This is a genomic window from Actinomyces oris, assembly GCF_001937665.1.
Taxonomy (GTDB): Bacteria; Actinomycetota; Actinomycetes; order Actinomycetales; family Actinomycetaceae; genus Actinomyces; species Actinomyces stomatis.
This window is the reverse complement of the sequence record NZ_MSKL01000025.1, coordinates 208,747-233,614: the sequence shown is the minus strand read 5'-3', so window position 1 is coordinate 233,614 and position 24,868 is coordinate 208,747. Positions and strand designations below refer to the sequence as shown.

Here is a 24,868-nt window from a genome sequence, read left to right as displayed (position 1 = left end):
GCCCGCAGGGGGGGCGGCCGCGCTCGTAGGCGGCGCGGCTGAACAGTTCCTCCGACGTCATTGTGGGGGTGCACCATCTCGTCGACGGTGCACCCCCACAACGCGCCCGGGGCCGTCAGTTGACCTTGTGCTGCAGGTGGGTGATTCGGAAGCGTTCCATGTCAGAGCTCAGCAGTAGCCAGGACCCGTACTGCTTCTGCTCACTGTTGTTCGTACTCGGCCTGGGCGTCATCCACGGCTTCGACGGATCGTCCAGGGCGATCGGGCAGATGATCGTTCCCTGATCCAGGTCCATGGAGTTGGCGACCGAGGCGCCTGAGGAGTCCTTGGGGCCGGCCAGCAGGCAGGCGACCACCTTGCCTCCCTCGGGCAGGAAGGCGGTGCACATCGTGTCACCCGTCGGTACCCGCTCCGCGGGCTGATCCATGAAAGGCAGGATCGTGGGATCGATGTGCTCGGCCGCCTTGTCGTCCTGCCCCGAGGCGAGGGCGTCATAGACCTTCTGCACCTCGGCCAGGGACGGGCGCCGGTGGTCCCCGCTCATGGGCAGGCTGCCCGGAATGTGGTAGACGACGTCGGCGAGCGTCAGGGCCTGACCGTCCCATTGCGCGGTGACCGTCGCTGAGGCGCTGCCGCCGCAGGTCCGGCAGGACTCGTCACCGTAGAGCCGCAGCTGCGGCTCGTCGAAGATGACGGTGCCGCCGACAACGCGCAGGTTCTCCATGTGCGGGGCGGGAACGCAGCCGATCTCGTTGCTGCCCTCCATCATGAGGGAGCCGACCATCTCCTTGTCAGCGTTGTAGGCGACAAGAACATCGAAGCCGTAGTCGGGAAGGTCGGCGTTGCAGTCCAGGACGGCGACCATCACCGGTGAGGTGCCGAACAGACCCAGCTGTGTCGACTTCATGGCGATCGTGTTCGACGAGCCGCCCCCCAGGCCGTTACCTCTGGCGGTGCCGGCGGCCTTGCCATCGGAGAAGGTGACTTTCGTCTTTTCCGGGGCCTGCTCGACTATGTCGGCCCTCGTCATCCCCGACCCCCTCGGCTGAAGGCCTCCGCGCAGATACCCGGGACGTCGAGGTCCGCGTTCTTGAGCTCCTTCAGGTCGGGAGCATCTGCGGAGACTGGGGCCGAGGTCGGCAGAGCCGTGGCGCGGGTCGAGCTCGAACCGGAGTCGAAGGCCAGGACTGAGGTCGTCGAGCCGTTGAAGACCACGACGTAACCATCACCGGCCGCCCATGAGGTCACTGGGGTGGAGACCCGCCAGATCGTGCTTCCATCGACTGGGTCGAGGGCGCGCAGCGAGTCCGGGTAGGCTATGACGATGGCGCCCTTGCTCGTCTGCCAGCGGGGTACCACCTCGGTACCCAACGTGTTGAGGGCGCCCACGTCCTTGGGGAGCTTGCTCGACCACAGCACGCTGCTGCCGTCGAGACCTGCCACGGTGACGCCGTCGCTGACCACCCAGATATCGCGGCTCATCGGCAGGCTGACACCGGCGAGCTTGCGGGACGCCTCGACTCGGGTCGCCCACACCGGCTTGGTGCCGTCAAGCTTCAGGCCGGAGACCTTGTCCCGGTTGACACTCACGGTGCCGTCGGAGCTGACCGACAGGGGCTTTCCGCTGCTGGGGGTATCGCCGAGCCGCACCGAGGCGGGCGCCGGCGCCGACGTCGCCGTACCTGGTGACGCTGTTGCGGCAGGAGTGGAGGACGAGGTGGCGGAGGGGGCCGCGGGGTTCGCAGAGGTCGTGCCGCTGGGAGCACTCGGAGTCCCGGTCTGGGCGGGCGCGTCGGAGCTGTTGTCGCTCGGCTGGGCCGGAACCGCTGAGGCGGGCGTCGTGGGGGAGGCGGCGGAGACGGTCGACGGCTTGGCGGGGGCGTTGATCCCCGAGGCCAGGTCGACGCTGATCTGGTCACCGCAGTCGAAGGTCTTGGCGTTGATTCGACAGTTGAGGTGCTGCCCCGCCAGGTTGTCAGGGACAGGAACCTGCCAGGCGGCGTAGGACGACGATGAGCTCGCGCTCAGGGCCACCAGCGTCTCACGGTGATCGGCGATCACCCGCAGGATCGTCAGCTGCTTGTTGGTGATTGCCGTGGTGCCACTCGCGTCGAAGGGTGCTGCCGCAGGCTCCTTGCCGAGGTTGGACAGGTCCTGCTGAGCCTTGAGGATCGGGGCCTTGACCATTGAGAGCGGGTTGGAGCCGCGCGTCAGTGCCCACAGCCCTCCACCGCCGAGTGCCAGGACCAGAACGACGACGACGCTGAGAATTCCGAGCCGTGCCCGATGCCGTCGTTGAGGTGATGGTGTTAAGGCGGAGACCGGGGCGACCTGGGTTGGTGCCGTGGGTGGCGGGGTCGTGGATGAGGGGATCTCGGGAGAAGAGAATTCGGGGGAGGAGGAGTCAGGAGACGGAGACAGGGCCGTAGCGTAGAAGGAAGCGGTCCGGCCGAGAGGCGAAATAGATGACCGATCAACTGGTGAATATACCTTCGTCTAGAAGGACGTATGTCCGGAGTAATGCTCCGTCATTTCCGCATCCGGTGCTCGTGAGGGCCGGCACAATACGGCTATGCCGGTCACGCCCAGGTCTCAGAACCCGTCCGACGACACAAGTCAGGAAGTCGTGAAGCAGGTGGAACAGGCAGGAGCGGAGTCGGGTGACACTTCACCGGTCGTGGTTCCCCCGATGATTCCTCTTCCTGAGGCTCGCGCTGCGGCGCTCGATGACCTGTGCCGCTCCCTGAACATATCTGACGGGGACATCGGCACAAGTACTCACCGCCACAGCCTGGAGGAGGGCCTGCCGTGGGACACCGATCCGCGCCTCGTCGCCGACGCGTTGGCCCGGGCGGGGCATCCGCCCGAGGTGGTGCGCACGATCACCTGGGGCTGGGCCCTGTGGACTTGTGAGTCCGAGGACAGTTGGCCGTGGATGGCCCAGGACCTGGCCAGGGCCCGTGACCTGCTGGAGGATTCCACGTCGGCGACGCGAGTGCTGTGCGCGCTCGCCCACTTCCCCGCCGTTCCCCAGAGCATGGTGCCGGCCCTGGCGCAGGTCGCGGTGGGGCGCTCCGAGTTCAACCGGATGCTGGCCCAGGAGCTTCTCTCAGGCCTCCCCGAGGTCGGGGATCTGGCCCTTGAGGCGGTGATGAGTCCGATTGCGCACGTGCGCCGGGTGGGTGCGGCCTGGCTGGCCGGTCTGATGATTCCCGACGGCGTCGCCCGACTGCGTGCCGCCCGCGCCCAGGAGAAGGACCGTCTCGCGCGGGCCAACCTGCTGCGCACGTTGCAGGTCTACGGGGATGACGTCACCGACATCGTCACAGCGGAGGCCCTCACACCTCCCAAACGGCGACTGAAGCGCCCTCCGGTGGCCCTGGACTGGTTCCCCTTCGAGGCTCTGCCCCAGGTGAGGCTCGCCGACGGGACGCCGCTCGACCCGGACATCGTGCGCCACTGGGTGCTCGAGGCCTACAGGCTCAAGACCCCCGACGGGGCCGGCACCATCGAGCTCTACCTGAGCCTGCTCGATGCGGCGGACGCCCGTGAGCTGAGTGCCTTCGTCGTCGAGTCCTGGGTCGCCCATAACCGTGAGGCCGTCAAGGGGGAGAGCCTGAAGAACAAGGGGCTGCTCGCCTTCGCCGTCGGGATGGAGGGTGAGCGTCTTGCCGCCGCCGCCAGGAGCGCCCTGAGCCGCCATGCCACATGGCGCGCCGAGTCCGAGACCGTCCTGACCGCCGTCGCCGCGAACCCGTCCGCCGAGGCCCTGCAGGTCATGGTCTCGGCTGCAGCCCAGCACCGCTTGCCGCAGGTGCGTGGTTTCGCCAACCTGCTCACTCGGGCTGTGGCCGCCGAGCGAGGCTGGAGTGAGGCCGAGCTCGGTGACCGCAGCGTCCCCACGGCCGGTTTCGGACATGACGGCCTGCTGCACCTGTCCTACGGCGAGCGCGAGTTCCTGGGGCGCCTGACCCCTGAGCTGACCATCGCCCTGACGGACTCCGACGGACGGGCACGCAAGAGTCTGCCCGCCGCACGCAAGGGCGAGGACAGTGAGATCGTGGCGCAGGCCAGGCGCCGCCTGACCTTTGCGCGCAAGGAGGTGGCCGCTGTCCTCAAGGTCCAGAGGCGGCGTCTGTACGAGGCCATGTGTGTCGGGCGCTCCTGGCCGTTTCCGCTGTGGCGGGAGCTGTTCGCCGACCATCCGCTGGCCCGGCACCTGGCGGCTCGTCTGGTCTGGGTGGCCCGCCGTCAGGACGAGGGTGGGAGTCCTAATGAGCTGGAAGGCGGCGGCGAGGCGCCCCAGGCCTGGACCTTCCGCCCCGCCGAGGACGGTCAGCTTCTGGGGGCTGACGACGCCGTCCTGGAGCTGCCTTCGGAGGCCGTGGTCGGACTGGCACACGGGACGCTGTTGTCGGAGGCGGAAGTGGCCGACTGGTGGGAGCACCTGGCCGACTACGAGGTCGCTCCGCTCTTCGACCAGTTCTCTGCTCGGGTCCCGAAGGTGGGCAAGGGGCAGCGGGGCATCGACGATGGGGCGGGAAGGCGTGTCATTGCCCGTGACCTGCGCAAACGGGCCAAGTCCCGTGGCTACGAGCCCGACTCCAACATCCACTGGTACAGCACGTTCCTCAAGGACTTCCCGGTAGCCGGTCTGTGCAGCGTCATCGATTTCAGTGGGGTGGACGTGTGGAGTGAGGACCAGGTAGTGACCACTGGTCCCCTGTGCCTGGTCGATGGTCGTCGGGTCGTGCCCTTGGAGCAGGTGCCGCCTGCGCTTCTTGCCGAGTGCTATGCCGACTACCGCGCCATCGTCGATCCTCCTGACTGAGCCTTCGGTGGGAAGGGGTGGTCGACCCTGACCGACGAGGAGCTGCGGCCTCGAGTCCGAGTGTGGGCTCGAGGCCGTTCGGGTTGACGGCAACCCCTCCTTGTGTCACTGTATTAGTGCAGTAATACAGGTGGTCTGCTGAGGCCGCCTGTGCTGCGCTCATGAGCACTTCCCGTCCCCGAGCACTAGGAGAGCCATGGATCTCGACGACTCGCGTCCGATCTGGATCCAGCTGGTCGATGATTTCCGCATGCGGATCGTCACCGGCATCTGGCCCGCCGGAACCCGGATCCCCAGCGTGCGCGATCTCGCCACGCAGGCCGGGGTCAACCCCAACACCGTCCAACGCGCCCTCGCCGAGCTCGATCGCAGCGGCCTGACCGTTACCGAGCGCACTGCCGGGCGCTTCGTCACCGCTGATGCCGCGGTGCTCGACGCCGTCCGACGTGAGCTCGCCGTCGGCGCCACGGACACCTTCATCGCCGCTGTCACCGCCATCGGTATGGATCTCGCTCAAGCGGGCGAGACCCTTGCCGAACGGTGGCCGGCTTCCACCACTGACGAATCAGGAGAGCCCTCATGAGCAGTTCGCTGACGGCGGCGCCGTCGGATGTGCAAGGCTCCGATGCACGCTTCAATACCATTCCGTCCCTGGATGGCGCCCCGCCCCTGGTGACCGTGCGCCACCTGACCAAGACCTATCGCGGGCGTCCTGCCCTGCGCGATCTGAGCCTGTCGCTGCCCGCCGGACGCATCGTCGGCCTCATGGGCGCCAACGGTTGCGGCAAAACCACTCTGCTGAAGATTCTCGCCGGCGTCCTGGCCGACTACGAGGGTCAGGTGCGCATCGCCGGGCATGCCCCCGGGCCGCTGTCCAAGGCGCTGGTGTCCTTCCTGCCCGACGCCGACTTCCTGGCCACCAGCCTCACCCCGCCTCGGGCGATCGCCCAGTTCTCTCGGCTCTTCGCCGATTTCGACGCCGCCAAGGCCCGCCGGCTGGTCGACTTCTTCGCTCTGCCCGCTGAGCGCTCCATCAAGGAGATGAGCAAGGGCATGGGGGAGAAGCTGCGCATTGCACTGATGATGAGTCGCCGCGCCCGGGTCTACCTGCTCGACGAGCCCATCTCCGGTGTTGATCCGGCCGCCCGCGAGATCATCCTCGACGGCGTCCTGCGCGACTTCGAATCGGATTCCCTCATGCTCATCTCCACTCACCTCATCGCCGACGTCGAGCCGATCGTCGACTCCGTCGTCTTCCTCAAGGACGGTCGCCTGCTCCTGGCCGGCGATGCCGACGATCTGCGTCAGACCCATTCCACGAGCCTGGACGCCCTGTTCCGGAAGGAGTACCGCTGATGCTTCGCACGCTCTTCATCGAGGAGGCTCGTACCCAGGTGGGGCGCAATGCCTCTGTGACAGGGGCCTGCTGCCTCGTTCTGCTCGGGTTCCTCGGCCTGTGGTGGCTGCTGGCCGACGTGCCGGCGCTGGCCGGCCTCATGCAGCTGGCGTCCATGGCGGTGATCATCGCGATACCGGTCGCCGTCATGGTTCAGGTCGCCGTCGACTACTGGCAGTCCATGTACGGGCAGCGCGGTTACCTCACCATGGCCGTTCCGGTTCGCGGACGGGTGCACTTCGCGGCCAAGGCTCTTTACGCCTGCGTAGTGGTGCTGGTCGAGGGTGCGATCTGCCTGGGTGGTCTCATCGCCTGGTGCGCCGTTCTCGCCCACAGTATCGGGTCCACCACCGAAGATGTGCTCCAGCCGGTGCTCTGGGCCATTGATACGGCCGGACCGGGCAAAACGGCCTTGTTCGTCCTGATCGTGCTCATCGGGCTCTTCTCGCTTGTCATCGAGGTCGGTGCTGTGATGAGTATCGGTGGGCAGGGCCGTTTCAACCACCTCGGGTTCGGGGCACCCATGATCGGGCTCGTCCTGCTCTACGCGGTCAATCAGGTACTCGCCCTGATTGCCGTTCTCTTCGTGCCGCTCAGCATGGATGTCACCACCGGCGATTTCACGAGCCAGATGATGTGGCCGCAGTTCCTTGAGGCGCTCCGAACCGGCGTCCAGCCGTCGGTGATCGGTGTCGGGTCCGTGGTCGTCGGGCCGGTGCTGGCTGTGGTCCTGGCCTGGTGGGCGGTGCGCGCGATCGAGCAGCACACCTCCCTGCGCTGAGGCGGGGGCGTGGTGCGCCGGCCTGGCATCGGTTCTTCTGCTGATGCCGGGGCGGCGCACCAGTCGTGCGGCCGCGCCTTTCCTTCGTGCTGGCAGGCAGGGGATCGTCGGCTGAGCGCCCCCGTCCTGCGACGCGCAGCTCAGGCCACGGTTGCCTGAGCCAGTACCTGGTCACCGGAGTCGCCGCCGTAGACGACGACGGATTGGCCGGCCGCCAGGCCTCGCAAAGGGTGGTGCAACTTGGCCCGCAGCGTTCCGGTCTCGACATCGACGGCAACGTCAGCGGGGAGGGGGCGTCCGTGGGCGCGCACCTGGATGGTCACGTCCTGCCAGCCGAGGTCGCCGTCGTTGAGGGGGAGGGGGTCGGCCAGGAGGATGAGGTTGTTGCCGTCGACGCTCTTGCGGCTGAGCAGTTCTTCGGGGCCGACGACGACTTCGTTGGTGGAGGGCCGGGTCTCGATGACGTAGCGGGGCCGTCCGTCGGGGGCCGGGCGGGTCAGGCCCAGGCCTTTGCGCTGGCCGACTGTGAAGCCGAAATAGCCGTCGTGGGTGCCGAGGACGTCGCCGTCGGGGGAGACCAGGGTGCCTTCGTGAACGCCGAGGCTGCGGGTGAGGAAGCCGCGGGTGTCGCCGTCGGCGACGAAGCAGATGTCGTAGGAGTCGGGCTTGGAGGCCACCGGGAGGCCGCGTCGCTCTGCTTCGGCGCGTACATCTGCCTTGGAGGGGGCGTCACCGAGTGGGAAGAGGGCGCGGGACAAGCCGTCGCGGCCGGAGACCGCCAGGACGTAGGACTGGTCTTTAGCTGCGTCGGCGGCGCGGCGCAGTGTTAGGCCGGTGGTCTCGCCTGGGCGACTGGAGGCGGCACCGCCGGTGAGGCGGGCGTAGTGGCCGGTGGCGACGGCGTCGAATCCCAGGGCCAGGGCGCGCTCGAGCAGGGCGTCGAACTTGACGCGCTCGTTGCAGCGCACGCAGGGGTTGGGGGTGCGACCGGCGCGGTACTCGTCGAGGAAGTCGGCCACGACGCGCTCCTCGAACTCCTCGGACAGGTCCCACACGTAGAAGGGGATCCCCAGGATCTGGGCGGCCCAGCGGGCGTCGGCGGAGTCCTCGATGGAGCAGCAGCCGCGCGAGCCCGAACGGGTCTGGGCGCGGTTGCGGGTCAGGGCCATGTGGACGCCCACGACCTCGTGACCGGCGTCGACGGCGCGCGCCGCGGCCACGGCGGAGTCCACTCCGCCGGACAGGGCGGCAAGGACGCGCACGAGGGTCTCCTTCAGGCAGGCGGGTAGCCGTTGCTACAGGCCGTGGCAGGCTACCGCAGGTTGACCGCGACGGGGCAACCGGAACAACCCAGGGGACCTCGTGGTGCCCGGCATAGATAGCGCTGAGGAAGGAGCTGTCATGCCTGATGAGTACTCCATCGGCGCCCATGGCCTCTCCCGGACCGTGCGCGATCAGCACCGATGCTCGGCGTTCTTCGTTTTCCGTCGGGGGAGTACAAGCGCGTTCTCAGCGTGGTGGGCGAGCATGCCGACGGCAGCGCCTGAGCATGTTCCAGCGGCGTCTGGACAACGGCATCATGCCGGTCGTCGTGCTCGACTCGACAAAAGGGTGGCAGTCCGTGTCAGTGTGCTCATGCCTCATCGTTCACGAAAGGAGCTGCGATGTCTGATACGTGGTTGGCCTTCTTGGTTATTTTCGCCATGCTGCTGGCGATCTGGCGGATAGCAGATGGTCGAGAGCGTCCGATGACGAAGAGCGAGCAGGAACGAATGTTCTTCCGGCAGACCTACAGCCTGTCGATCGATCGCATGCTCTCGGAGAGCCCGCTGGATCGTGCCGAGGTACGGAGTCTGCGTGACTCCGGGAGAAGAGACGGGCATGTGCGAGCCATTAGGTACGTACGAGAATGGGACCCCGTTCCTCGGGAGATCGCCGCCCAGTTCGTCGATCGTGTGTGAGAGGCGGATCCGCGAACAGTTAGTCGGCTGTATGGCGCCATTGCGCTGCTGTTGAGGACTGATCAACGGGCGGCGAACTCGTGGCCGGCGCGAATGAGGTCCCGGAGCCAGTCGCTCTGCGTGGCCTCCATCGTCTTGACGACGACGTGGTGGTTCCACCTGTTCGCACTGACCTGGTCGACGCGGTGGAAGTGCGGATCCTCCACGGGTCGGTCGAGCCTCACGTTCAGGAACAGGGTGCCGTCGCCCGTCTTCTCGTAGGCCCAGATCCACAGGAACTTCCGGTTGACGGAGAAGCTCACCTGGGCCGTCAGGTGCTTCGTGACGGCGCCAAGAGACACGACGTAGGACTCGATCACCGCGTACATGGCGGCCGATGCCGGCTTGCCGCTGAAGTCGCCGATCATTTTGTTCGAGGCGGTTGGCATGCGGCTCTCCTCACCTTTCGTCGGACTGGAGGCTGCTACAAGTGTGTCCCTGCCGCCTTGTGCGTCACCTTCCAGGCTCGTCTGGCTCCCTCCAGGGCGGCGGGCAGGGCGGCGAGCAGGCGCTCGACGTCCTCGGGGCTCGTCTCCCGGCCAAGGGAGCAGCGCAGCGTGGAGCGGGCCGGCCCCTCCTGAAAGCCCATCGCCAGGAGCACGTGACTGGGCTGGGTGACCCCGGCGTGGCAGGCCGACCCCGCCGACGCATCAATCCCCGCCAGGTCCAGGGCCATGAGCAGCGCCTCGACGTCGGCCTCCTCGAACCACAAGTGCGCCGTGGAGGCCACATGATCGGCGCCCTCCGGCAACGTGGCGTGAACGCCCGGAAGCGCCCCGGCGCCCTCCAGGATCCGACGTCGCAGCACCGCCAGCCGGGCCTCCTGCTCCTCCCGCTCGGCGACCGCCAGCTCCACCGCCAGCGCCAGCGCCCGGGCCGCCACCACGTCCTGAGTGCCCGAGCGGATCCCCCGCTCCTGACGGCCCCCGCCCGTGGCCGGCGTCAACGCCAGGTCGCGGCGAAGCACCAGGGCCCCCACGCCCACCGGCGCCCCCAGCTTGTGCCCCGTCAGGCTCATCGCATCCAGACCCCAGCCATGGAAGTCCACAGGAACCTTCCCCAGCGCCGCGACCGCGTCGGAGTGGACGGGCACGTACCCGGTCTCGCCGGGGCGCCCGGCACCACTCGCCTCCCGCACGTGCGCCACCAGCGCCGCCATGTCCTGAACCACTCCGGTCTCATTGTTCGCCGTCATGACCGAGACCAGGGAAGCGGGGGAGTGGCCTGTATCGGCTGCCGGCGCCGCCGCCCGATCCACCGAGTCGAGCTCGACTCTCCCCGCGCCGTCGACCTCCAGCAGGCTCAGCCCCGCGCCCAGCTCGGCCACGGCGGTGTGCGCCGAGTCCAGCACCGCCGGGTGCTCGATCGGAGAGAGCACCAGTCGCCCGCCCGGAACCGCTCGCGCCCGGCCCGAGACCACCAGGGCATCGGCCTCCGTGCCGCCGGAGGTCAGCAGCACCTCATGCGCATCCACCCCCAGGGCACTTGCCAGGCGGGCACGCGCCTGTGCCAGCAGGGCTCCCACTCGCCGGCCCGCGGTGTGCTGCGCACTCGGATTCGCCCAGCCACCGAGCCCACTGGCCAGGTCCTCGGCGACCTGCCGGGCGACCTCGGGGCGGACCGGGGAGGTGGCTGCGTGATCGAGATAGGTGCGCACACCCCCAGCCTAGACGGCAGCTCAGAAGAGCCGGACTTTGTCCACATGGGACGACTTTGAAACCGCTTTTCGCATGTGGAGCCGGCCCGTAACGCTCTGACCTGTACAGATGCCAATGGCGCTCGACCGGCTCGTCGCCAAAGCCGTCCCATAAGGACACGTTCCCGCCGGCCTCGCCTCGCACCCGCGTGCCTCCGAGCCCCAGGCCGCGTCGTGGACGTCGCAGAGGATGCCGAGTTCCATATTCATCTCCTATCGGTATGGGCGTGCCCATGTGCGCTTCGAAGCGGGGGGTGGGAGAGTGACCCCATGCGCACCGACCAGCTCGCCCTGTCCCGCTCCGCCACCGACCGCGACGCCGAGCGACGCAGTGAGCCCGGGCTGCTGGAGCGCCTCGCCGCCGACCCCGAGACCCGCCTGCTGCTGGTCGACGCCCGCGGCCGTGTCGCCCTGACCGGTCCGGCCATCCACCCCGACCTGCCCGACGACGGCCTCACCCCACCCAGCCTCATCGGCAGCCCCGGCGCCACCGCCTGGGAGGGCCCCGGCACCCGCAGCGGCTGGGGTCTGCCCGATCTGCGCGTCGGCTACCTCGGAGCCTCAGCCCCCACCTGCTGCCCCGACCTGACCGTCCTCTACATGGGTCGCGAGCTCGTCGACGACGCAACCCCCGCCGGTCCGAGCTGGATCGCCGTCGTCGTGCCCCAGGCCCTCGAGGTGCCCGACGCCCCCGAGCCGCCCGCCACCGGCTCCGATGCCGAGGGCACCGCCGTCGACCACCCCGACCTGCGCCGCCTGCTGGAGCGCTACCCGCTCTCCGCCCTGCGAGCCATGGGCGCCCAGATGACGGCCCGCGACGCCGGCCTGGCCACCACGGCCACCGCCCTGGCCGCTTGGCACGCCCGCTCCGCCTACTGCCCGAGCTGCGGCGGACGCACCGAGATCATCGAGGCCGGTTGGGCCCGTCGGTGCAGCGACTGCGCCACCGTCCACTTCCCGCGCACCGACCCGGCCGTCATCATGACGGTCACCGACACCTCCGACCGCCTCCTTCTTGTGCGCGGTGCCACCTGGGCTCCCCGGCGCTACTCGGTCGTGGCCGGCTTCGTCGAGGCCGGCGAGTCCGTCGAGGCCGCCGTGGCCCGAGAGGTGCGGGAGGAGACCGGGCTGCGCGTCGCCGAGGTCGAGTACGTCGTCTCTCAGCCCTGGCCCTTCCCGCGCTCCCTCATGCTCGGCTGTCGCGCCCGCCTGGCCCCCGGTGAGGACTGGCCCCGACCCGACGGCAAGGAGGTCGTCGAGGCCCGCCTCGTCTCCCGTGACGAGCTCACCGCGGCCGCCGACGACGGCAGCATCCTCCTGCCCGGCCCCACCTCCATCGCCCGACTCCTCATCGAGGACTGGTACGGCGGCCCCATCGTCAGCTGACCCCGCCCGGTGCAGGCCACCAGCCGTCGATTCCTGTCACCGCCCCGTGGCAGGCTGGTCCCGATGAGCCCGACCACCGCACGCCCCGCCCCGACCGGCACGCCCACGTCCGGTCCCGGCCGTCGCAGCACCCCCCTGGATGCCGCCGGCCTCCTGGAGGCCCTCGACCCCGACCAGCGCGAGGTCGCCGAGCACCTCGAAGGACCCCTGTGCGTCCTTGCCGGCGCCGGCACCGGCAAGACCCGGGCCATCACCTATCGCATCGCCCACGGCGTGGCCACCGGCGCCTACCAGGCCACCCAGGTCCTGGCCGTCACCTTCACCGCCCGCGCCGCCGGCGAGATGCGCTCGCGCCTGGCCGACCTCGGCGTCCCCGGCGTCCAGGCCCGCACCTTCCACGCCGCCGCCCTGCGCCAGCTCACCTACTTCTGGCCCACCGCCATCGGTGGACGCCGCCCCGACATCCAGGCCCACAAAGCCCCCCTGGTCGGCGCCGCCGCCCGCCGCCTGGGCCTGCCCACCGATCGGGCCACCGTGCGGGACCTGGCCGCCGAGGTCGAGTGGGCCAAGGTCACCATGACCCTGCCCGAGGACTACGCCCAGGCCGCCGTCGCCGCCGGCCGCACCGGCGTGGCCGGTCAGGAGACGGCCACGGTCGCCCAGGTCCTGTCACTTTACGAGGAGGCCAAGAGCGAGCGCGGCGTCATCGACTTCGAGGACGTGCTCCTGCTGACCATCGGGATCCTCCTGGACCGCGAGGACGTCGCCGCCCAGGTGCGCGGCCAGTACAAGCACTTCGTCGTTGACGAGTACCAGGACGTCTCCCCGCTCCAGCAGCGCCTGCTGGACCTGTGGCTGGGGCGGCGCCGCCAGTTGTGCGTGGTGGGGGACGTCTCCCAGACCATCTACTCCTTCACCGGGGCCACGCCCGCGTTCCTCACCGGCTTCACTACCCGCTACGAGGGCGCTCGCACCGTGCGCCTGAGCCGCGACTACCGCTCCACCCCGCAGGTCGTCTCCCTGGCCAATCAGGTCCTCTCCCGCTCACGGCGCGGAGGCGGCGGCCTGCACCTGCCCGCCGGCGCCGTCGAGCTGGTCGCCCAGCGTCCCAGCGGCCCCGCCGTGCGCTTCGAGACCTACGACGACGACATCGCCGAGGCCGAGGGCGCCGTCGCCCAGGTGCGCCGCCTGCAGGCCGCCGGGGTCCCCCTGAGCGAGATCGCGATCCTGTACCGCACCAACTCCCAGTCAGAGGTCTTCGAACAGGCCCTGGCAGGTGCCCAGATCGGCTACCTCGTGCGCGGCGGTGAGCGCTTCTTCGAGCGTGAGGAGGTCAAACGCGCCATGGCCGTCGTCCTCGGGGCGGCCCGTACCGAGAAGGCCTCCCTGACCGGCGACCTCAGCCTGGATGCGCGCACCGTCCTGTCCCGTGAGGGCTGGAGCGAGGAGCCTCCCGCACCCCGCGGAGCCGTGCGCGAGCGGTGGGACGCCCTCAACGCCCTGGTGGCCCTGGCCGATGAGATGGCCCAGACCCGCGGCGCTGACCTCGACGCCTTCCACACCGAGCTGCGTGAGCGCGCAGACGCCCAGAACGCCCCCACCGTCGAGGGAGTCACCCTGTCCTCCCTGCACGCCGCCAAGGGCCTGGAGTGGGACGCCGTCATCCTCGCCGGCGCCTGCGAGGGGCTGCTGCCCATCTCCCTGGCCGAGGGACAGGCCGCCATCGAGGAGGAGCGGCGTTTGCTCTACGTCGGCGTCACCCGCGCACGCGAGCACCTCATCATCTCCTACGCGCGCGCACGCAACGCCGGAGGGCGGGCCGCACGCAAGCCCTCCCGCTTCCTGGACGGCCTGTGGCCCACCGGCCACGGCACCCGAGACGCCTCCCGGCGCCAGGGCCGCCAGAGCGCCAAAGAACGCTCCCGGCAGTCCGCGGCCGACTTCGAGGCCAGTAACGACCCCCGCACCATCGCCCTGTTCGAGGAGCTGCGGGCCTGGCGCTCAGGCGTGGCCAAGGAGCGCTCCAAGCCCGCCTACACGGTCTTCGCCGACGCCACCCTGCGGGACATCGCCGTCGTCAAACCCACCAGCCTGTCCCAGCTCTCCCTCATCCGCGGTGTGGGCGCCACCAAGCTGCAGGAGTACGGCGGGCCGGTCCTCACCCTCCTGCGCGACTTCGAGGCCGAGAACTGAGCAGCGGAGGACACTCCTGTCCGACGGCGTTCACAGCTGTGAGCACAGGCACTCGGGGTGACGCTCCCAGGTCCTCTGCCGTCCCCGGGGCTCCTGACCGGTGACCTCCACCGAGTGCGTGGACCACCACGCGGCCGAGTCCCCGTTCTTCTCCCCGTCCGGTTCGGCGCCGTCCTTGGCATCGTTGACATCGGCGGACTGTCCCACCAGCGTGTCGATGACGGCCCGAGCCGTTGACGCCGCGGCCTCGTGCAGGACCAGGTGCTCGACCTCCGGCATGGGCAGGGTGCGCATCTGCGTGGCCAGCGCCGGCCAGCACGGGTCGGCGTCCCTCTCCCACAGATCCAAGCAGGTCGAGCACGGGCCGCCACCGCCCAGGACCGGGCCGACGCGCACCCCCGTCTCTCCGACGACGACCGGGAGGTGAACCACGTCCTCCTGAGCGAGCCTGCGCGCAAGCAGCGGCTCGACCACATGCGGATCCACCGTCACCATGACATCGGGACGGGTGCGCAACGGTGCACGCGTCCTCAGAGCCGGGAAACGTGCCGACAGGAGTGGAGCCAGGCCCCCGTCCTGCGGGGAGCAGGTGGACAGGATCGTGCCCACCCCGGCCTCTGCCAACCACAGAGCAGTCTCCTGAGCCAGAGTGGTCACGCCGTGAAACGCCAGGACGGCCTGCGACAGAACCGCGCCGCGGGCCTTGGCGTCAACGCCCAGCCGGTCCCAGTAGACGCCGTCGACCCCGCCGAGCTCGCTGGTCGCCGAGGCCACCAGCGCCCCCTGACGTCTCAGGTCCTCGACGATCTGACGTGCCCGCGCCACCGGTACGCGACTGCGCCGGGCGGCGCGGTAGACACCTGCGCTCTCCAGGTTGCGCGCGAACTCATCGAGCAGGCGCTGCTCGGCCAGACTCAGGTCACTGACGATGGTGCGTCGCCCGGGACTCGTTCCGATCTGGCTGACGCCCTGCTGACGCCACAGGATGGCGCACCCTCCACGTACACGCATCGTGCCTCCTCACAGGTCTCCTGGCACCCGAGGGGGCGCTGGGAGCTCGATGTCCTGACGAGTGCGTCAGGGTCTGTGGTGACAGTGGCACGGGGCGGAGCCGAGCCGCCAGAGGCAGTTGTCGGGCTGTGGATAACTACTTCCGGCTGAGCGCCGGTCCTGCGGGAGTCACTGGGTCGAGCAGGTGGCCAGGCCGGAGGTGTCGCCCGAGGCGATCGCCTTGGTGGCGGTGACGGCCTCGTGCAGCGTACCGACGGCGAAGACCTTCATGCCCTCGGGCTCATGGCCCTTGACCTCGTCGCAGTTGCTCGTCGGGGCGAGGAAGAACGTGGAGCCCGTCTTGCGTGCGCCCGCCATCTTCTGCCGGATACCGCCGATGGGGCCGACCTGACCACTGATGTCGATCGTCCCGGTTCCGGAGATGTCCTTGCCCCCGGTCAGGGCCCCTGGAGTGATCTCGTCAACGACTCCCAGGGCGAACATCATGCCGGCACTGGGGCCGCCGACGTCGGACAGGCCGAAAGTGGCCTCCACCTTACTGTCGATCGAGATCTTCAGGCTCAGCCCCAGGAGGGAACCCGTCGTCCCCTCCTGCGGGGCGATCGTTGTGAGTGCTGCGCTCGCCTTCTGATCGCCACGGCGCACACCGAGCGTCACCCGTGTTCCCTCGGGGATCGTGGTCATCAGCTCACGCAGCTGGGAGAAGGAGGCGAGGGTCGTCGTCTGACCGCCCTCAGGGGTCATGGTCTCCAGGACGTCCCCGGCCTTGACCTCGGTCGAGGTCTGCTGCTCGGTCACCTCAGTGACGGTCAGGTGCATGGCGCCGGCCTTGCCGGTCTCAACGAGCGCGGCGATGACGGCGGCATCCTGTGAGGCGGTCATCTGGGCCTTACCGGTCTCCTCGACCTGCTCGGCGCTCTGATCCTGAGGACACACCTCGTTGCGCTCCACGATCCGCTTGTCCGCCGAGAACCAGGCGGCGATGAGGTCGGCGGTGGTCACCGGGTAGCCGGGGCAGCCCGACACCGAGACCGTCGTCATCCGCAGGGCGCCCTCGGTCGGGTAGGTCTCGGTTCCTGAGACCTTCAGGACGTCCTGGCTCGACGACGAGCCGTTGTCCAGCACGTTCCAGGTCGGGCCGGGGGCCTCGATGACCACGTTGATCGGCACCGTGAAGACGGCGCCGATGAGGGCCGCGGCCAGGATGACCGCCCCGGCGGCCACGGAGCGCCGCAGCCTGCGCTGACGCCGGTCCTGCGGGGAGAGCTGCGCGTGCGGGGTGTCAGCGTGCCCGGCCTGGTTGCGCCGGTCGCCCTCATGCTCCCGCACCGGCTGGGCATCGTCCGGTGCGTCTGAGTTCGCAGCGTCGCTGGCGTCGTACTTGTCTGGGTGCGTCACGCGCTCATCATGCGTCATCTTCCTGGGGAAGACGGACAGTTATCGACACGAACTTGGCACGAAGTCGACACAATGTTGGCACGGAGAAGACCTGAGCCCCACCGAGGCGGTGCGGGCACGCCGTCGGCGAACGGGACATGGCCCCGGCACAGGAATGGGTGCGACCATAAGGCCGTTAGAGACAGTGTCCTGACGGTCCAGACGATGTCCCAGGACGACCCGGCGAGAGGAAACCCCGTGAGCGAGGACGCCTTCGACGAGCTCGAGAAGATGCTCGCATCACTGTTCGGCGAGCAGATGGCCTCCGACGCCGTCAGCGCCCTGCGCTCATCCGGGGTGGATCCCAGCTCCATCGCCCAGATGCCGGGGGTGGGGGACGTCTCCCAGCTCAGTCCCGCCCAGCTGCTGGCCATGCGCGCCCAGTTCCAGCAGATGTTCTCCGCCTCCACCGCCGAGCCGGTCAACTGGCAGATGGGGCAGGAGCTGGCCCTCCAGCAGGCGCGCGGCACCGGTGATCCCACGGTGACCGCCGCGATCGCCGACTCCACGCGCCAGGCCCTTCAAGTGGCCGACCTGTGGCTCGACACCGCCACCGAGTTCATGCCCGCCCCCGGGCAGCGGGAGGCCTGGAGCCGCAGCACCTGGGTCGAGCGCACACTGCCGGTGTGGAAGGACGTGTGCGCCCCCGTGGCTGAGGCCGTCACCGCCGCCCTGGCCCGCACCCTGGAGAAGCAGATTCAGGACATGCCGGCCGAGATGGAGCAGGCCGCCCAGCAGATGGGCGCGCTCGGATCCATCATGCGCACCATGGCCGGCACAGCCTTCGGCCTCCAGATCGGCCAGGCCATCGGTGAGCTCGCCAAGGAGGCGCTGGGAGCCACGGACACCGGCCTGCCCTTGACCCGTGAACCCGGCACGGCACTGGTTCCCGCCAACGTGGCCGCCTTCGCCGAGGGACTGGAGGTCGATGAGGACGAGGCCCGCATGTTCCTGGCGGTCAGAGAGGCAGCCTCCGCCCGCCTCTACGCCCATGTGCCGTGGCTGCGTGGGCAGGTGCTTCAGGCAGTGGTCGCCTACGCCCGCGAGATCCGCATCGACACCGACACCCTGGAGTCCGCCGTGGCTCAGGTGGATCCCAACGATCCTGACGCCCTGCGCGAGGCCCTCGAGAGCGGGCTGTTCGCGCCCCAGGAGACGGAGGCCCAGCGTGAGGCCCTCGAGGACCTGGAGACACTCCTGGCACTCGTCGAGGGCTGGGTCGAGGTGGTCACCGCCCGCGCAGCCGCACCGCACCTGCCCCACCTCATGGCGCTGGCCGAGATGATGCGCCGGCGCCGTGCCCAGGGCGGCGCCGCCGAGCAGGTCTTCGCCCGCCTCATCGGGCTGACCTTCCGGCCCCGCCGGGCCCGGGAGGCCGCCGAGCTGTGGTCCCATTTGGGCGCCCAGGCCGGTGATGCCGAGCGCGACGCCTTCTGGAACCACCCTGACGTCATGCCCACGGCCTCCGAGCTCGCCAACCCCAAGGACTTCCTCACCATGCGGCGCATGGCCCAGGACATCGACGCCGAGATCGACGCCGACCTGGCCTCCCTGCTGGACGGGACCCTCGGGTACGCCGAGGGCGCCAAGGAGGCGGATGAGAACAGCCCCGAGGGACTCGGGGACCGCATCTCCACCTCCGCAGATGATGCCGCCTCCTGGGAGCCCGGCCAGTCAGCCGATCCCGCCTCTGACGGTGCCGGTGACAGCGACTGCCCTGATGAGCCCGATGAGCAGGACCCGACCGGCACGGACCAGGCCTGAGACAGACAGGGCCACGCGGCGACGCGACCGGCGTCGGGCGCTCGCCCGACGCTGACCCGCTACAGGAGGGTTGCGGCCAGGGCCTCGACCAGGCCGGGAACCAGGCGCTCGCCCTGGTAGACCGAGGCGTCGTCGTCGTGACTGCGTGAGCGCAACGCGCACCAGGACTCCCCGCCGCGCAGGACTCCTACCACCATGCGGATGTCCTCGCGGTCCGGGTGCTCCTGGAGGAAGGTGAGGAGCTCGGCGGCATCGGTGATGGCCTCGGCCTCCTCCTGGGCCGCCGGCGGCAGAACCAGCCGCTCGACGCTGATCGCGGCGCCGTGGACGGAGTCGGGCCAGGCGAGCTGGGCCAGCAGGTGCTCCAGGTCCGCGGCGGGTGGCAGTCCCTCCTGCTCCACCACCATGAGCAGCTCGGGGTTCGTGCGGGCCTCCTCCACGGTGGCGGTGTCCAGGAGGCCGGCCACGTCCGGGTCGGTCTCAAGGGCCTCAGCGGTACGCACCAGCGCGAAGACGCGCACCGGCTGGTCCCAGCCGTGGACCGCCACATGGGTCTCCGTCTCGGTCACCGCACGGGCGAGGGCCCGCACCGCGGAGGAGACGGATCGGGCCGCCCCCGGGGTGGTCGCTTCGTCATGCATCTTGTCGGTCACGCCGTCATCGTCTCACTGGTGGTGCCGGCTCCTCCAATGAGGCGGCTTCGTCGGCGAGGCCATCGCGGCGACCCCGCCCGAGGCGTTCTTTCATCCTGGAGAAGGTTATGGCCGTGTCAGGGGTGTGTGGGACGATGGCCCGAGCGGCCCCTCCGGCCGACGACGCCGCGTTTCACCGTGTGCGAGGCGGCGCCACCACGCACGTCAGACAGGGAGCAGGATCGTGAGCACCAGGCCCGACGACGAGTCCCGGGACTCAGCCTCCGAGGAGTCCTCGAGCAAATCCGCCGGCTCGTCCCAGCAGGGGAAGCCTGACAACAGGACCGGACTGTTCAGTCTTGGACGCATGGGCGGGGGCGGGCCCCGTCCTCCCCGCGCGCCGCGCAGCAGGACAGGCGGTGGCCGTCCCGGCCCATTGGCCCTGACCATCTCGATCATCGTGGCCATTGCCGTCGTCATCGGCATCATGTCGCAGGTGTGGACCGAGGTCCTCTGGTTCAGTCAGATCGGGTACGCCCGCGTGCTGTGGACGCAGTGGATCGCCCTCATCGTCCTCTTCCTCGTGGGATTCGCCATCATGTTCGGGGCCGTCTTCGTCTCGATGACCACGGCCTACCGGGCCCGGGAGATCGGGATGCCCGACGACGAGGCCACGCGCAACCTCGAGGCCTACCGCACCGTCATCGAACCCGTGCGACGCCGCCTGACCTGGGCGGTGCCCGCGGTGCTGGCCCTGTTCGGGTCGGCCTGGGAGCTGGCCCCCAGCTGGCGAGAGATTCTTCTGGCCTTCAACTCCCAGTCCTTCGGTGTCAAGGACCCCCAGTTCGGGATCGACATCTCCTTCTACGTCTTCATCCTGCCCGCGGTTCTGACGCTCGTGTCCTTCCTGGCCGGCGTCGTCCTGTTCTCCGGGGTGGCCTCCATCGTCGTTCACTACCTGTACGGCGGTATCTCCGTGGCGCGCAAGCCCCACTTCACCAAGGCCGCCCGCATTCACCTGGCGGTCTTCCTGGCGCTGTACGCCGTCATCCGGGCCGTGGGCTACTGGTTGGGTCGTTACAGCGCGCTGTACGCCTCCAACTCCAAGTTCGACGGCGCCAACTACACCGACGTCAACGCGGTCATCCCCGCCAACGCGATCCTCGCGGCGATCGGACTGGCCGTGGCCGTCCTCTTCGTCGCCTCGGTGCGCTCCAGCTCCTGGCGCCTGCCGATCATCGGTGTGGCCGTCATGATCGTCTCCTCCCTGGTGGTGGGGACCGCCTACCCGCTGGTCATCCAGAAGTTCGTCGTCGACCCCAACGCCCAGCGCCAGGAGGCCGAGTACATCCAGCGCAACATCAATGCCACCAAGGCCGCCTACGGCCTGGAGAACGTGGAGACCACCAACTACGACGCCACGACCAAGACGGCGGCCGGCCAGCTGGAGAAGGACGCCGAGTCCACCACCTCGATCCGGCTCCTGGACCCCGGACTCATCTCCCCGACCTTCCAGCAGGTCCAGCAGAACAAGCAGTACTACTCCTTCGCTAACCGGCTCAACGTGGACCGCTACAAGGTGGGCTCCACCAGCCGGGACACGGTCATCGCAGTGCGCGAGCTGAACCTGTCCGGTCTCGGTGAGAAGCAGCAGACCTGGGTCAACGAGCACACCGTCTACACCCACGGCTACGGCGTCGTGAACGCCTACGGCAACACGGTGGCCACCCGCGGCTACCCCTCCTTCTGGGAGGGGGGCATCCCGTCCAAGGGGGACCTGGGCGAGTACGAGCCCCGGATCTACTTCGGTCAGTCCTCACCGTCCTACTCCATCGTGGGCGGCAAGGACAACGGCTCACCGCGCGAGCTGGACTACCCCGACGACGAGTCCAAGACCGGGCAGGTCAACACCACCTTCGCCGGCAACGGCGGGCCGAGCGTGTCCAACCCGTTCAACCGTCTGCTCTACGCCGCCAAGTTCCGGGAGGCCAACATCCTCTTCTCCCAGGAGGTGCGCGAGGGCTCCCAGATCCTCTACGACCGGGACCCGGCCAAGCGCGTCTCCAAGGTGGCCCCTTGGCTGACCCTGGACAACAGCCCCTACCCGGCCGTCGTCGATCACGATGACAACCCGGCCACTCCCAAGCGGGTGATGTGGATCCTCGACGGTTACACCACGACGAACAACTACCCGTACTCCCAGCACGAGTCCTTGGCCAGGGCGACGGCGACCGCCGACAACAAGGGCGGGCTTCTCAGGGCTCCGGAGGAGTCCAACTACGTGCGCAACTCCGTCAAGGCAGTCGTCGACGCCTACGACGGGTCGGTCAAGCTCTACCAGTGGGATGACAAGGACCCGATCCTCAAGGCCTGGCAGAAGGTCTTCCCCGGGACGGTCACGCCCATGAACGAGATGAGCGCCGATCTCATCGCCCACATGCGCTACCCCGAGGACCTGTTCAACGTCCAGCGCACCATGATGGCGACCTACCACGTCAACGACGCTGCGGAGTTCTACTCCGGTGGAGACTTCTGGAAGATCCCGGACGACCCGACCACGCCCGGCCAGGACCAGCAGGCCCCCTACTACCTGACCCTCAAGATGCCTGGGCAGGAACAGGCGAGCTTCTCCCTGTCCAGCGCCTACATCATCGGAGGAAACACCAACCGCAACGTGCTTACCGGCTTCCTCGCCGTGGACTCCGAGACCTCTCCCGGCACCGGGAAGAAGGGGCAACGCAGTCCGAACTACGGCAAGCTGAGACTTCTGGAGCTTCCACGGTCCTCGAACGTGGCCGGGCCCGGGCAGGTGCAGAACATCTTCGACTCCAACCCGGAGATCTCCAAGGAGCTGAACCTCCTCTCTCAGGAGGGCTCCCAGGTCATCAAGGGCAACCTGCTGACGCTGCCCGTGGGAGGAGGCCTGCTCTATGTCCAGCCGGTCTACGTCCAGTCCTCTGCGAACACGCAGTATCCGCTGCTGCGCAAGGTACTGGTCTCCTTCGGTGACAACGTCGGATTCGCCGACACCCTCTCAGGGGCGCTCGACCAGGTCTTCGGCGGTAACTCCGGGGCGACCACGGGCCAGGAGACCATCGACGGCGATGCCGCTGCGGCCAATGACACCAATGAGACGACCGACGGCAAGGATCCGACGGCTGATGGCGGGGCCAAGACCTCGCCGACACCGAGCGCCGCGCCCACGGCCTCGGCGAGCGCACCGCCGTCTGCCTCCGCCAACCCGTCGGCCTCCGGATCCTCGGATCCGAAGACGGAGCTCAACCAGGCGCTGTCCGACGCTCAGACCGCGATGACCGACGCGGACACGGCCAGGAGCAAGGGCGACTGGTCGGCATACGGTGATGCGCAGAAGCGCCTCAACGATGCCGTCCAACGGGCCGTTGCGGCCCAGCAGAAGCTGGGCTGAGCCCTCTCGGCCGTCACGGAGGGCGTGCCCTGCGACCCGCCTCACCAGGCGGTGAGCAAGGGCACGCCCTCGCCATTTGCCTCGAGGGCGGGGTGACCCCTAAGGTTAGTGACACCGACGCGGGGTGGAGCAGTTCGGTAGCTCGCCGGGCTCATAACCCGGAGGTCGCAGGTTCGAATCCTGTCCCCGCTACCACTCCAGAGGAGTCCAGTCCTTCCCAGGACTGGGCTCCTCTGATTCTGTTTCCGTTGATGGTTACCCTCGCGTCCGGGGGTGTGCTGTGCGAAACTCAAGCATGGCAAAGAAGCACCCCACCATGGACCGTTCCCTGTACGAGGCCGAGCTGCTGAGGCTGCAGGCGGAGCTGGTCGAGATGCAGGAGTGGGTCAGGGCCACCGGAGCCCGCGTCGTCGTCATCTTCGAGGGCCGCGACGCGGCCGGCAAGGGTGGGGCGATCAAACGGATCACCGAGTACCTCAACCCGCGTATCGCGCGCGTCGTCGCACTTCCCGTACCCACCGAGCGTGAGCGCACCCAGTGGTACTTCCAGCGCTACATCGCGCACCTGCCCGCCGCCGGCGAGATCTGCCTGTTCGACCGCTCCTGGTACAACCGCGGCGGTGTCGAGCACGTCATGGGCTACTGCACCCCGGAGGAGCACCGGCGCTTCCTCCAGCAGTGCCCGGTCTTCGAGAGGATGCTCGTCGACGACGGCATCCTGTTGCGCAAGTACTGGTTCTCCGTCCCCCAGAAGGAGCAGTACAAGCGCTTCAAGTCGCGCATGACCGATCCCATGCGACGTTGGAAGCTCTCACCCACCGACCTGGAGGCCCTGCCCCGTTGGGAGGACTACTCGCGCGCCAAGGACGAGATGTTCGTCCACACGGACATCGACTCCGCGCGCTGGCACGTCGTGGAGTCAGCCGATAAGCGCAAGGCCCGCCTCAACATGATCCACCACCTGCTGGAATCCATTCCCTACGAGCACGTGGAGCGTCCTGAGATGACCTTTCCGAAGAAGTCCTCGTTGCCGTCGTCGGGCTACCGTCGTACGGACCGCTCCCTCCAGAGCGAGGTGCCCGACTACGCGGCCACCCTCAGTGCGGCCGCGGCGCCCGAGCACTACGTGGACCTTGAGGACCAGGGGATCGCTTAGGGCCGCCGGCTCCTGCGTTCCAGCTCCTGGAAGACCTGCCCGACCGGCTCACGGATGATGAGGTCGGCGCGGGAGTCATACGGTGTGGGAGTCGCGTTCATGAGGACCAGGCGCTCACCGGCGTAGTAGTCGATGAGGCCCGCCGCCGGGTAGACGACCAGGCTCGTGCCGGCCACGATCAGCAGGTCCGCCTCCGAGATGGCCCGGACGGCGCCCTCCATGACATCGCTGTCCAGCATCTCCCCGTAGAACACGATGTCCGGGCGCAGCACCGAGGAGCACCCGGGGCAGCGGGGAACCTCGCCGGAGCGGGCTTCGTCGACGTCGTCCAGGGTGAAGTGCTCACCGCAGCCGGTGCAGGTCAGACGCGACCAGTTGCCGTGCAGCTCGAGGACCCGCTCGGAGCCGGCCCGCTGGTGGAGGCCGTCGATGTTCTGCGTGACCACGGCAGACAGCTTCCCGGCCCTCTCGAGGCCGGCCACGAACCTGTGCGCCGCGTTGGGGGCCACGCCCTCGCGGGCGTTCTCCTGGACGAACCACTCCCAGTAGGCCTGCGGGTGCACGGTGAAGAAGTCGATGGAGAGGACCTGTTCCAGGGGAATCTCCCGGTCCTGGTGGTAGAAGCCCTTGGCGCCCCGGAAGTCTGGGATTCCCGACTCGGTCGAGACCCCGGCGCCGCCGAAGAAGACGATGCGCTGCGACTGCGTGATCCACTGACTGAGCAGGCCCCACTGGCCGTCCTGGTGGTCCATGCACCCCAGCCTACTAATGGTGGCGACCGGGCCTGCCGGGCACCGGGCGGCCTCGAGGGGCATCGGTTTGCTTGCTCCCGACTCACGTCAAACGGCGCCGCCTCCCGTTCTGGGAGGCGGCGCCGATGTGGAGAGCTCAGGGCTCAGATGCCGAAGCCGACCCGGCGGGGCTCGGTCTCGCCGAGCTCCACGTACGCCAGGGACCCGGCCGGGACGAAGACCTTACGACCCTTGTCATCAGTGAGGGTGACGGCCTTGGTCTCGGCATCGGCCACGGCGGCCAGCACCTTCTCCTGAGAGTCGGAGGTCTCCAGGGAGAGCTCGCGGCTGGCGTGCTTGATTCCGATCGTGACCTGCATGGGGCTCCTTCGCATCGTCTGTGTGCCGTTTGAGCGGCATAGCGCCC

At 68.8% G+C, this 24,868-nt stretch carries 20 protein-coding genes and 1 tRNA gene; 11 read left to right on the top strand and 10 right to left on the bottom strand.

The genetic code is table 11. From position 1 onward, the window contains the following. Positions 1-115: 115 nt before the first annotated feature. Positions 116-1,030: a hypothetical protein gene (locus tag BKH28_RS13860; RefSeq protein WP_256695760.1), complete on the bottom strand. Its 915-nt coding sequence runs from the start codon at positions 1,028-1,030 to the stop codon at positions 116-118. After that, positions 1,027-2,187 carry a hypothetical protein gene (locus tag BKH28_RS13855; protein WP_256695758.1) on the bottom strand — a complete coding sequence of 387 codons (1,161 nt, stop codon included), beginning with the start codon at positions 2,185-2,187 and terminating at the stop codon, positions 1,027-1,029. The genes BKH28_RS13860 and BKH28_RS13855 overlap by 4 nt, the downstream gene beginning before the upstream one ends. Before the next feature lie 502 nt (positions 2,188-2,689). Here BKH28_RS13855 and BKH28_RS10385 point away from each other — a divergent pair. The 4 genes from BKH28_RS10385 (at position 2,690) to BKH28_RS10370 (ending at position 7,008) form a co-directional block, all read left to right on the top strand. Further along, positions 2,690-4,831 (top strand): DUF4132 domain-containing protein, encoded by a 2,142-nt coding sequence (locus tag BKH28_RS10385; protein ID WP_256695756.1) that lies wholly within the window; start codon positions 2,690-2,692, stop codon positions 4,829-4,831. A gap of 196 nt (positions 4,832-5,027) precedes the next feature. Next, positions 5,028-5,414: a GntR family transcriptional regulator gene (locus BKH28_RS10380; RefSeq protein WP_009397883.1), complete on the top strand. Its 387-nt coding sequence runs from the start codon at positions 5,028-5,030 to the stop codon at positions 5,412-5,414. Beyond that, a complete protein-coding gene (locus tag BKH28_RS10375; RefSeq protein ID WP_009397884.1) occupies positions 5,411-6,187 on the top strand; it encodes an ABC transporter ATP-binding protein in 777 nt (258 codons plus the stop codon). The genes BKH28_RS10380 and BKH28_RS10375 overlap by 4 nt, the downstream gene beginning before the upstream one ends. Continuing rightward, a complete protein-coding gene (locus BKH28_RS10370; RefSeq protein ID WP_075404201.1) occupies positions 6,187-7,008 on the top strand; it encodes a hypothetical protein in 822 nt (273 codons plus the stop codon). Before BKH28_RS10375 ends, BKH28_RS10370 begins: the two co-directional genes overlap by 1 nt. Positions 7,009-7,148: 140 nt before the next feature. Here the strand turns inward: BKH28_RS10370 and mnmA are convergent, their stop codons facing one another. Continuing rightward, positions 7,149-8,270 (bottom strand): tRNA 2-thiouridine(34) synthase MnmA, encoded by a 1,122-nt coding sequence (mnmA, locus tag BKH28_RS10365; protein ID WP_075418721.1) that lies wholly within the window; start codon positions 8,268-8,270, stop codon positions 7,149-7,151. A gap of 402 nt (positions 8,271-8,672) precedes the next feature. Between mnmA and BKH28_RS10360 the strand changes: the two genes are divergently transcribed. Then, positions 8,673-8,969, top strand: coding sequence for a hypothetical protein (locus BKH28_RS10360; protein WP_075418720.1), 297 nt, complete (start codon positions 8,673-8,675; stop codon positions 8,967-8,969). Positions 8,970-9,031: 62 nt separating this feature from the next. On the opposite strand, the gene BKH28_RS10355 is transcribed toward BKH28_RS10360, so the two are convergent. After that, positions 9,032-9,397 carry a DUF5655 domain-containing protein gene (locus BKH28_RS10355; protein WP_075418719.1) on the bottom strand — a complete coding sequence of 122 codons (366 nt, stop codon included), beginning with the start codon at positions 9,395-9,397 and terminating at the stop codon, positions 9,032-9,034. Positions 9,398-9,432: 35 nt separating this feature from the next. Next, complete coding sequence (locus BKH28_RS10350; protein ID WP_075418718.1) at positions 9,433-10,665, bottom strand: cysteine desulfurase family protein; 1,233 nt, start codon at positions 10,663-10,665, stop codon at positions 9,433-9,435. A 309-nt stretch (positions 10,666-10,974) separates the two neighbouring features. Here BKH28_RS10350 and nudC point away from each other — a divergent pair, with 309 nt between their 5' ends. Both nudC and BKH28_RS10340 read left to right on the top strand, forming a co-directional pair. Beyond that, the gene (nudC, locus tag BKH28_RS10345; RefSeq protein WP_075418717.1) at positions 10,975-12,090 is read left to right on the top strand and encodes an NAD(+) diphosphatase; all 1,116 of its coding nucleotides are present in this window, start codon (positions 10,975-10,977) and stop codon (positions 12,088-12,090) included. Positions 12,091-12,153: 63 nt separating this feature from the next. Further along, positions 12,154-14,283, top strand: coding sequence for an ATP-dependent helicase (locus tag BKH28_RS10340; RefSeq protein ID WP_075418716.1), 2,130 nt, complete (start codon positions 12,154-12,156; stop codon positions 14,281-14,283). A 30-nt stretch (positions 14,284-14,313) separates the two neighbouring features. Here BKH28_RS10340 and BKH28_RS10335 read toward each other — a convergent pair whose 3' ends face one another. Next, the gene (locus tag BKH28_RS10335) at positions 14,314-15,294 is read right to left on the bottom strand and encodes a hypothetical protein (RefSeq protein ID WP_075418715.1); all 981 of its coding nucleotides are present in this window, start codon (positions 15,292-15,294) and stop codon (positions 14,314-14,316) included. A 168-nt stretch (positions 15,295-15,462) separates the two neighbouring features. After that, the gene (locus BKH28_RS10330; RefSeq protein WP_178388864.1) at positions 15,463-16,710 is read right to left on the bottom strand and encodes a YlbL family protein; all 1,248 of its coding nucleotides are present in this window, start codon (positions 16,708-16,710) and stop codon (positions 15,463-15,465) included. 219 nt (positions 16,711-16,929) lie between these two features. Here BKH28_RS10330 and BKH28_RS10325 point away from each other — a divergent pair, with 219 nt between their 5' ends. Beyond that, complete coding sequence (locus tag BKH28_RS10325) at positions 16,930-18,495, top strand: zinc-dependent metalloprotease (RefSeq protein ID WP_075418714.1); 1,566 nt, start codon at positions 16,930-16,932, stop codon at positions 18,493-18,495. Positions 18,496-18,554: 59 nt separating this feature from the next. Here BKH28_RS10325 and BKH28_RS10320 read toward each other — a convergent pair whose 3' ends face one another. Further along, positions 18,555-19,136 (bottom strand): PPA1309 family protein, encoded by a 582-nt coding sequence (locus BKH28_RS10320; protein WP_081380116.1) that lies wholly within the window; start codon positions 19,134-19,136, stop codon positions 18,555-18,557. Between the two features lie 235 nt (positions 19,137-19,371). On the opposite strand from BKH28_RS10320, the gene BKH28_RS10315 reads away from it, so the two are divergent. From BKH28_RS10315 to ppk2, 3 genes are all read left to right on the top strand, one after another. Further along, the gene (locus BKH28_RS10315; RefSeq protein WP_075418712.1) at positions 19,372-22,554 is read left to right on the top strand and encodes a UPF0182 family protein; all 3,183 of its coding nucleotides are present in this window, start codon (positions 19,372-19,374) and stop codon (positions 22,552-22,554) included. A 118-nt stretch (positions 22,555-22,672) separates the two neighbouring features. Then, positions 22,673-22,749: transfer RNA gene (locus BKH28_RS10310), tRNA-Met, on the top strand. 121 nt (positions 22,750-22,870) lie between these two features. After that, a complete protein-coding gene (gene ppk2, locus BKH28_RS10305) occupies positions 22,871-23,710 on the top strand; it encodes a polyphosphate kinase 2 (RefSeq protein ID WP_075418711.1) in 840 nt (279 codons plus the stop codon). Here ppk2 and BKH28_RS10300 read toward each other — a convergent pair. Both BKH28_RS10300 and BKH28_RS10295 read right to left on the bottom strand, forming a co-directional pair. After that, a complete protein-coding gene (locus tag BKH28_RS10300; RefSeq protein ID WP_075418710.1) occupies positions 23,707-24,462 on the bottom strand; it encodes an NAD-dependent protein deacylase in 756 nt (251 codons plus the stop codon). The two genes, ppk2 and BKH28_RS10300, sit on opposite strands and share 4 nt — an antisense overlap. A gap of 143 nt (positions 24,463-24,605) precedes the next feature. Further along, positions 24,606-24,821, bottom strand: a complete 216-nt coding sequence (locus BKH28_RS10295) for a DUF3107 domain-containing protein (RefSeq protein WP_075248588.1) — start codon at positions 24,819-24,821, stop codon at positions 24,606-24,608. Between the last annotated feature and the right edge of the window lie 47 nt (positions 24,822-24,868).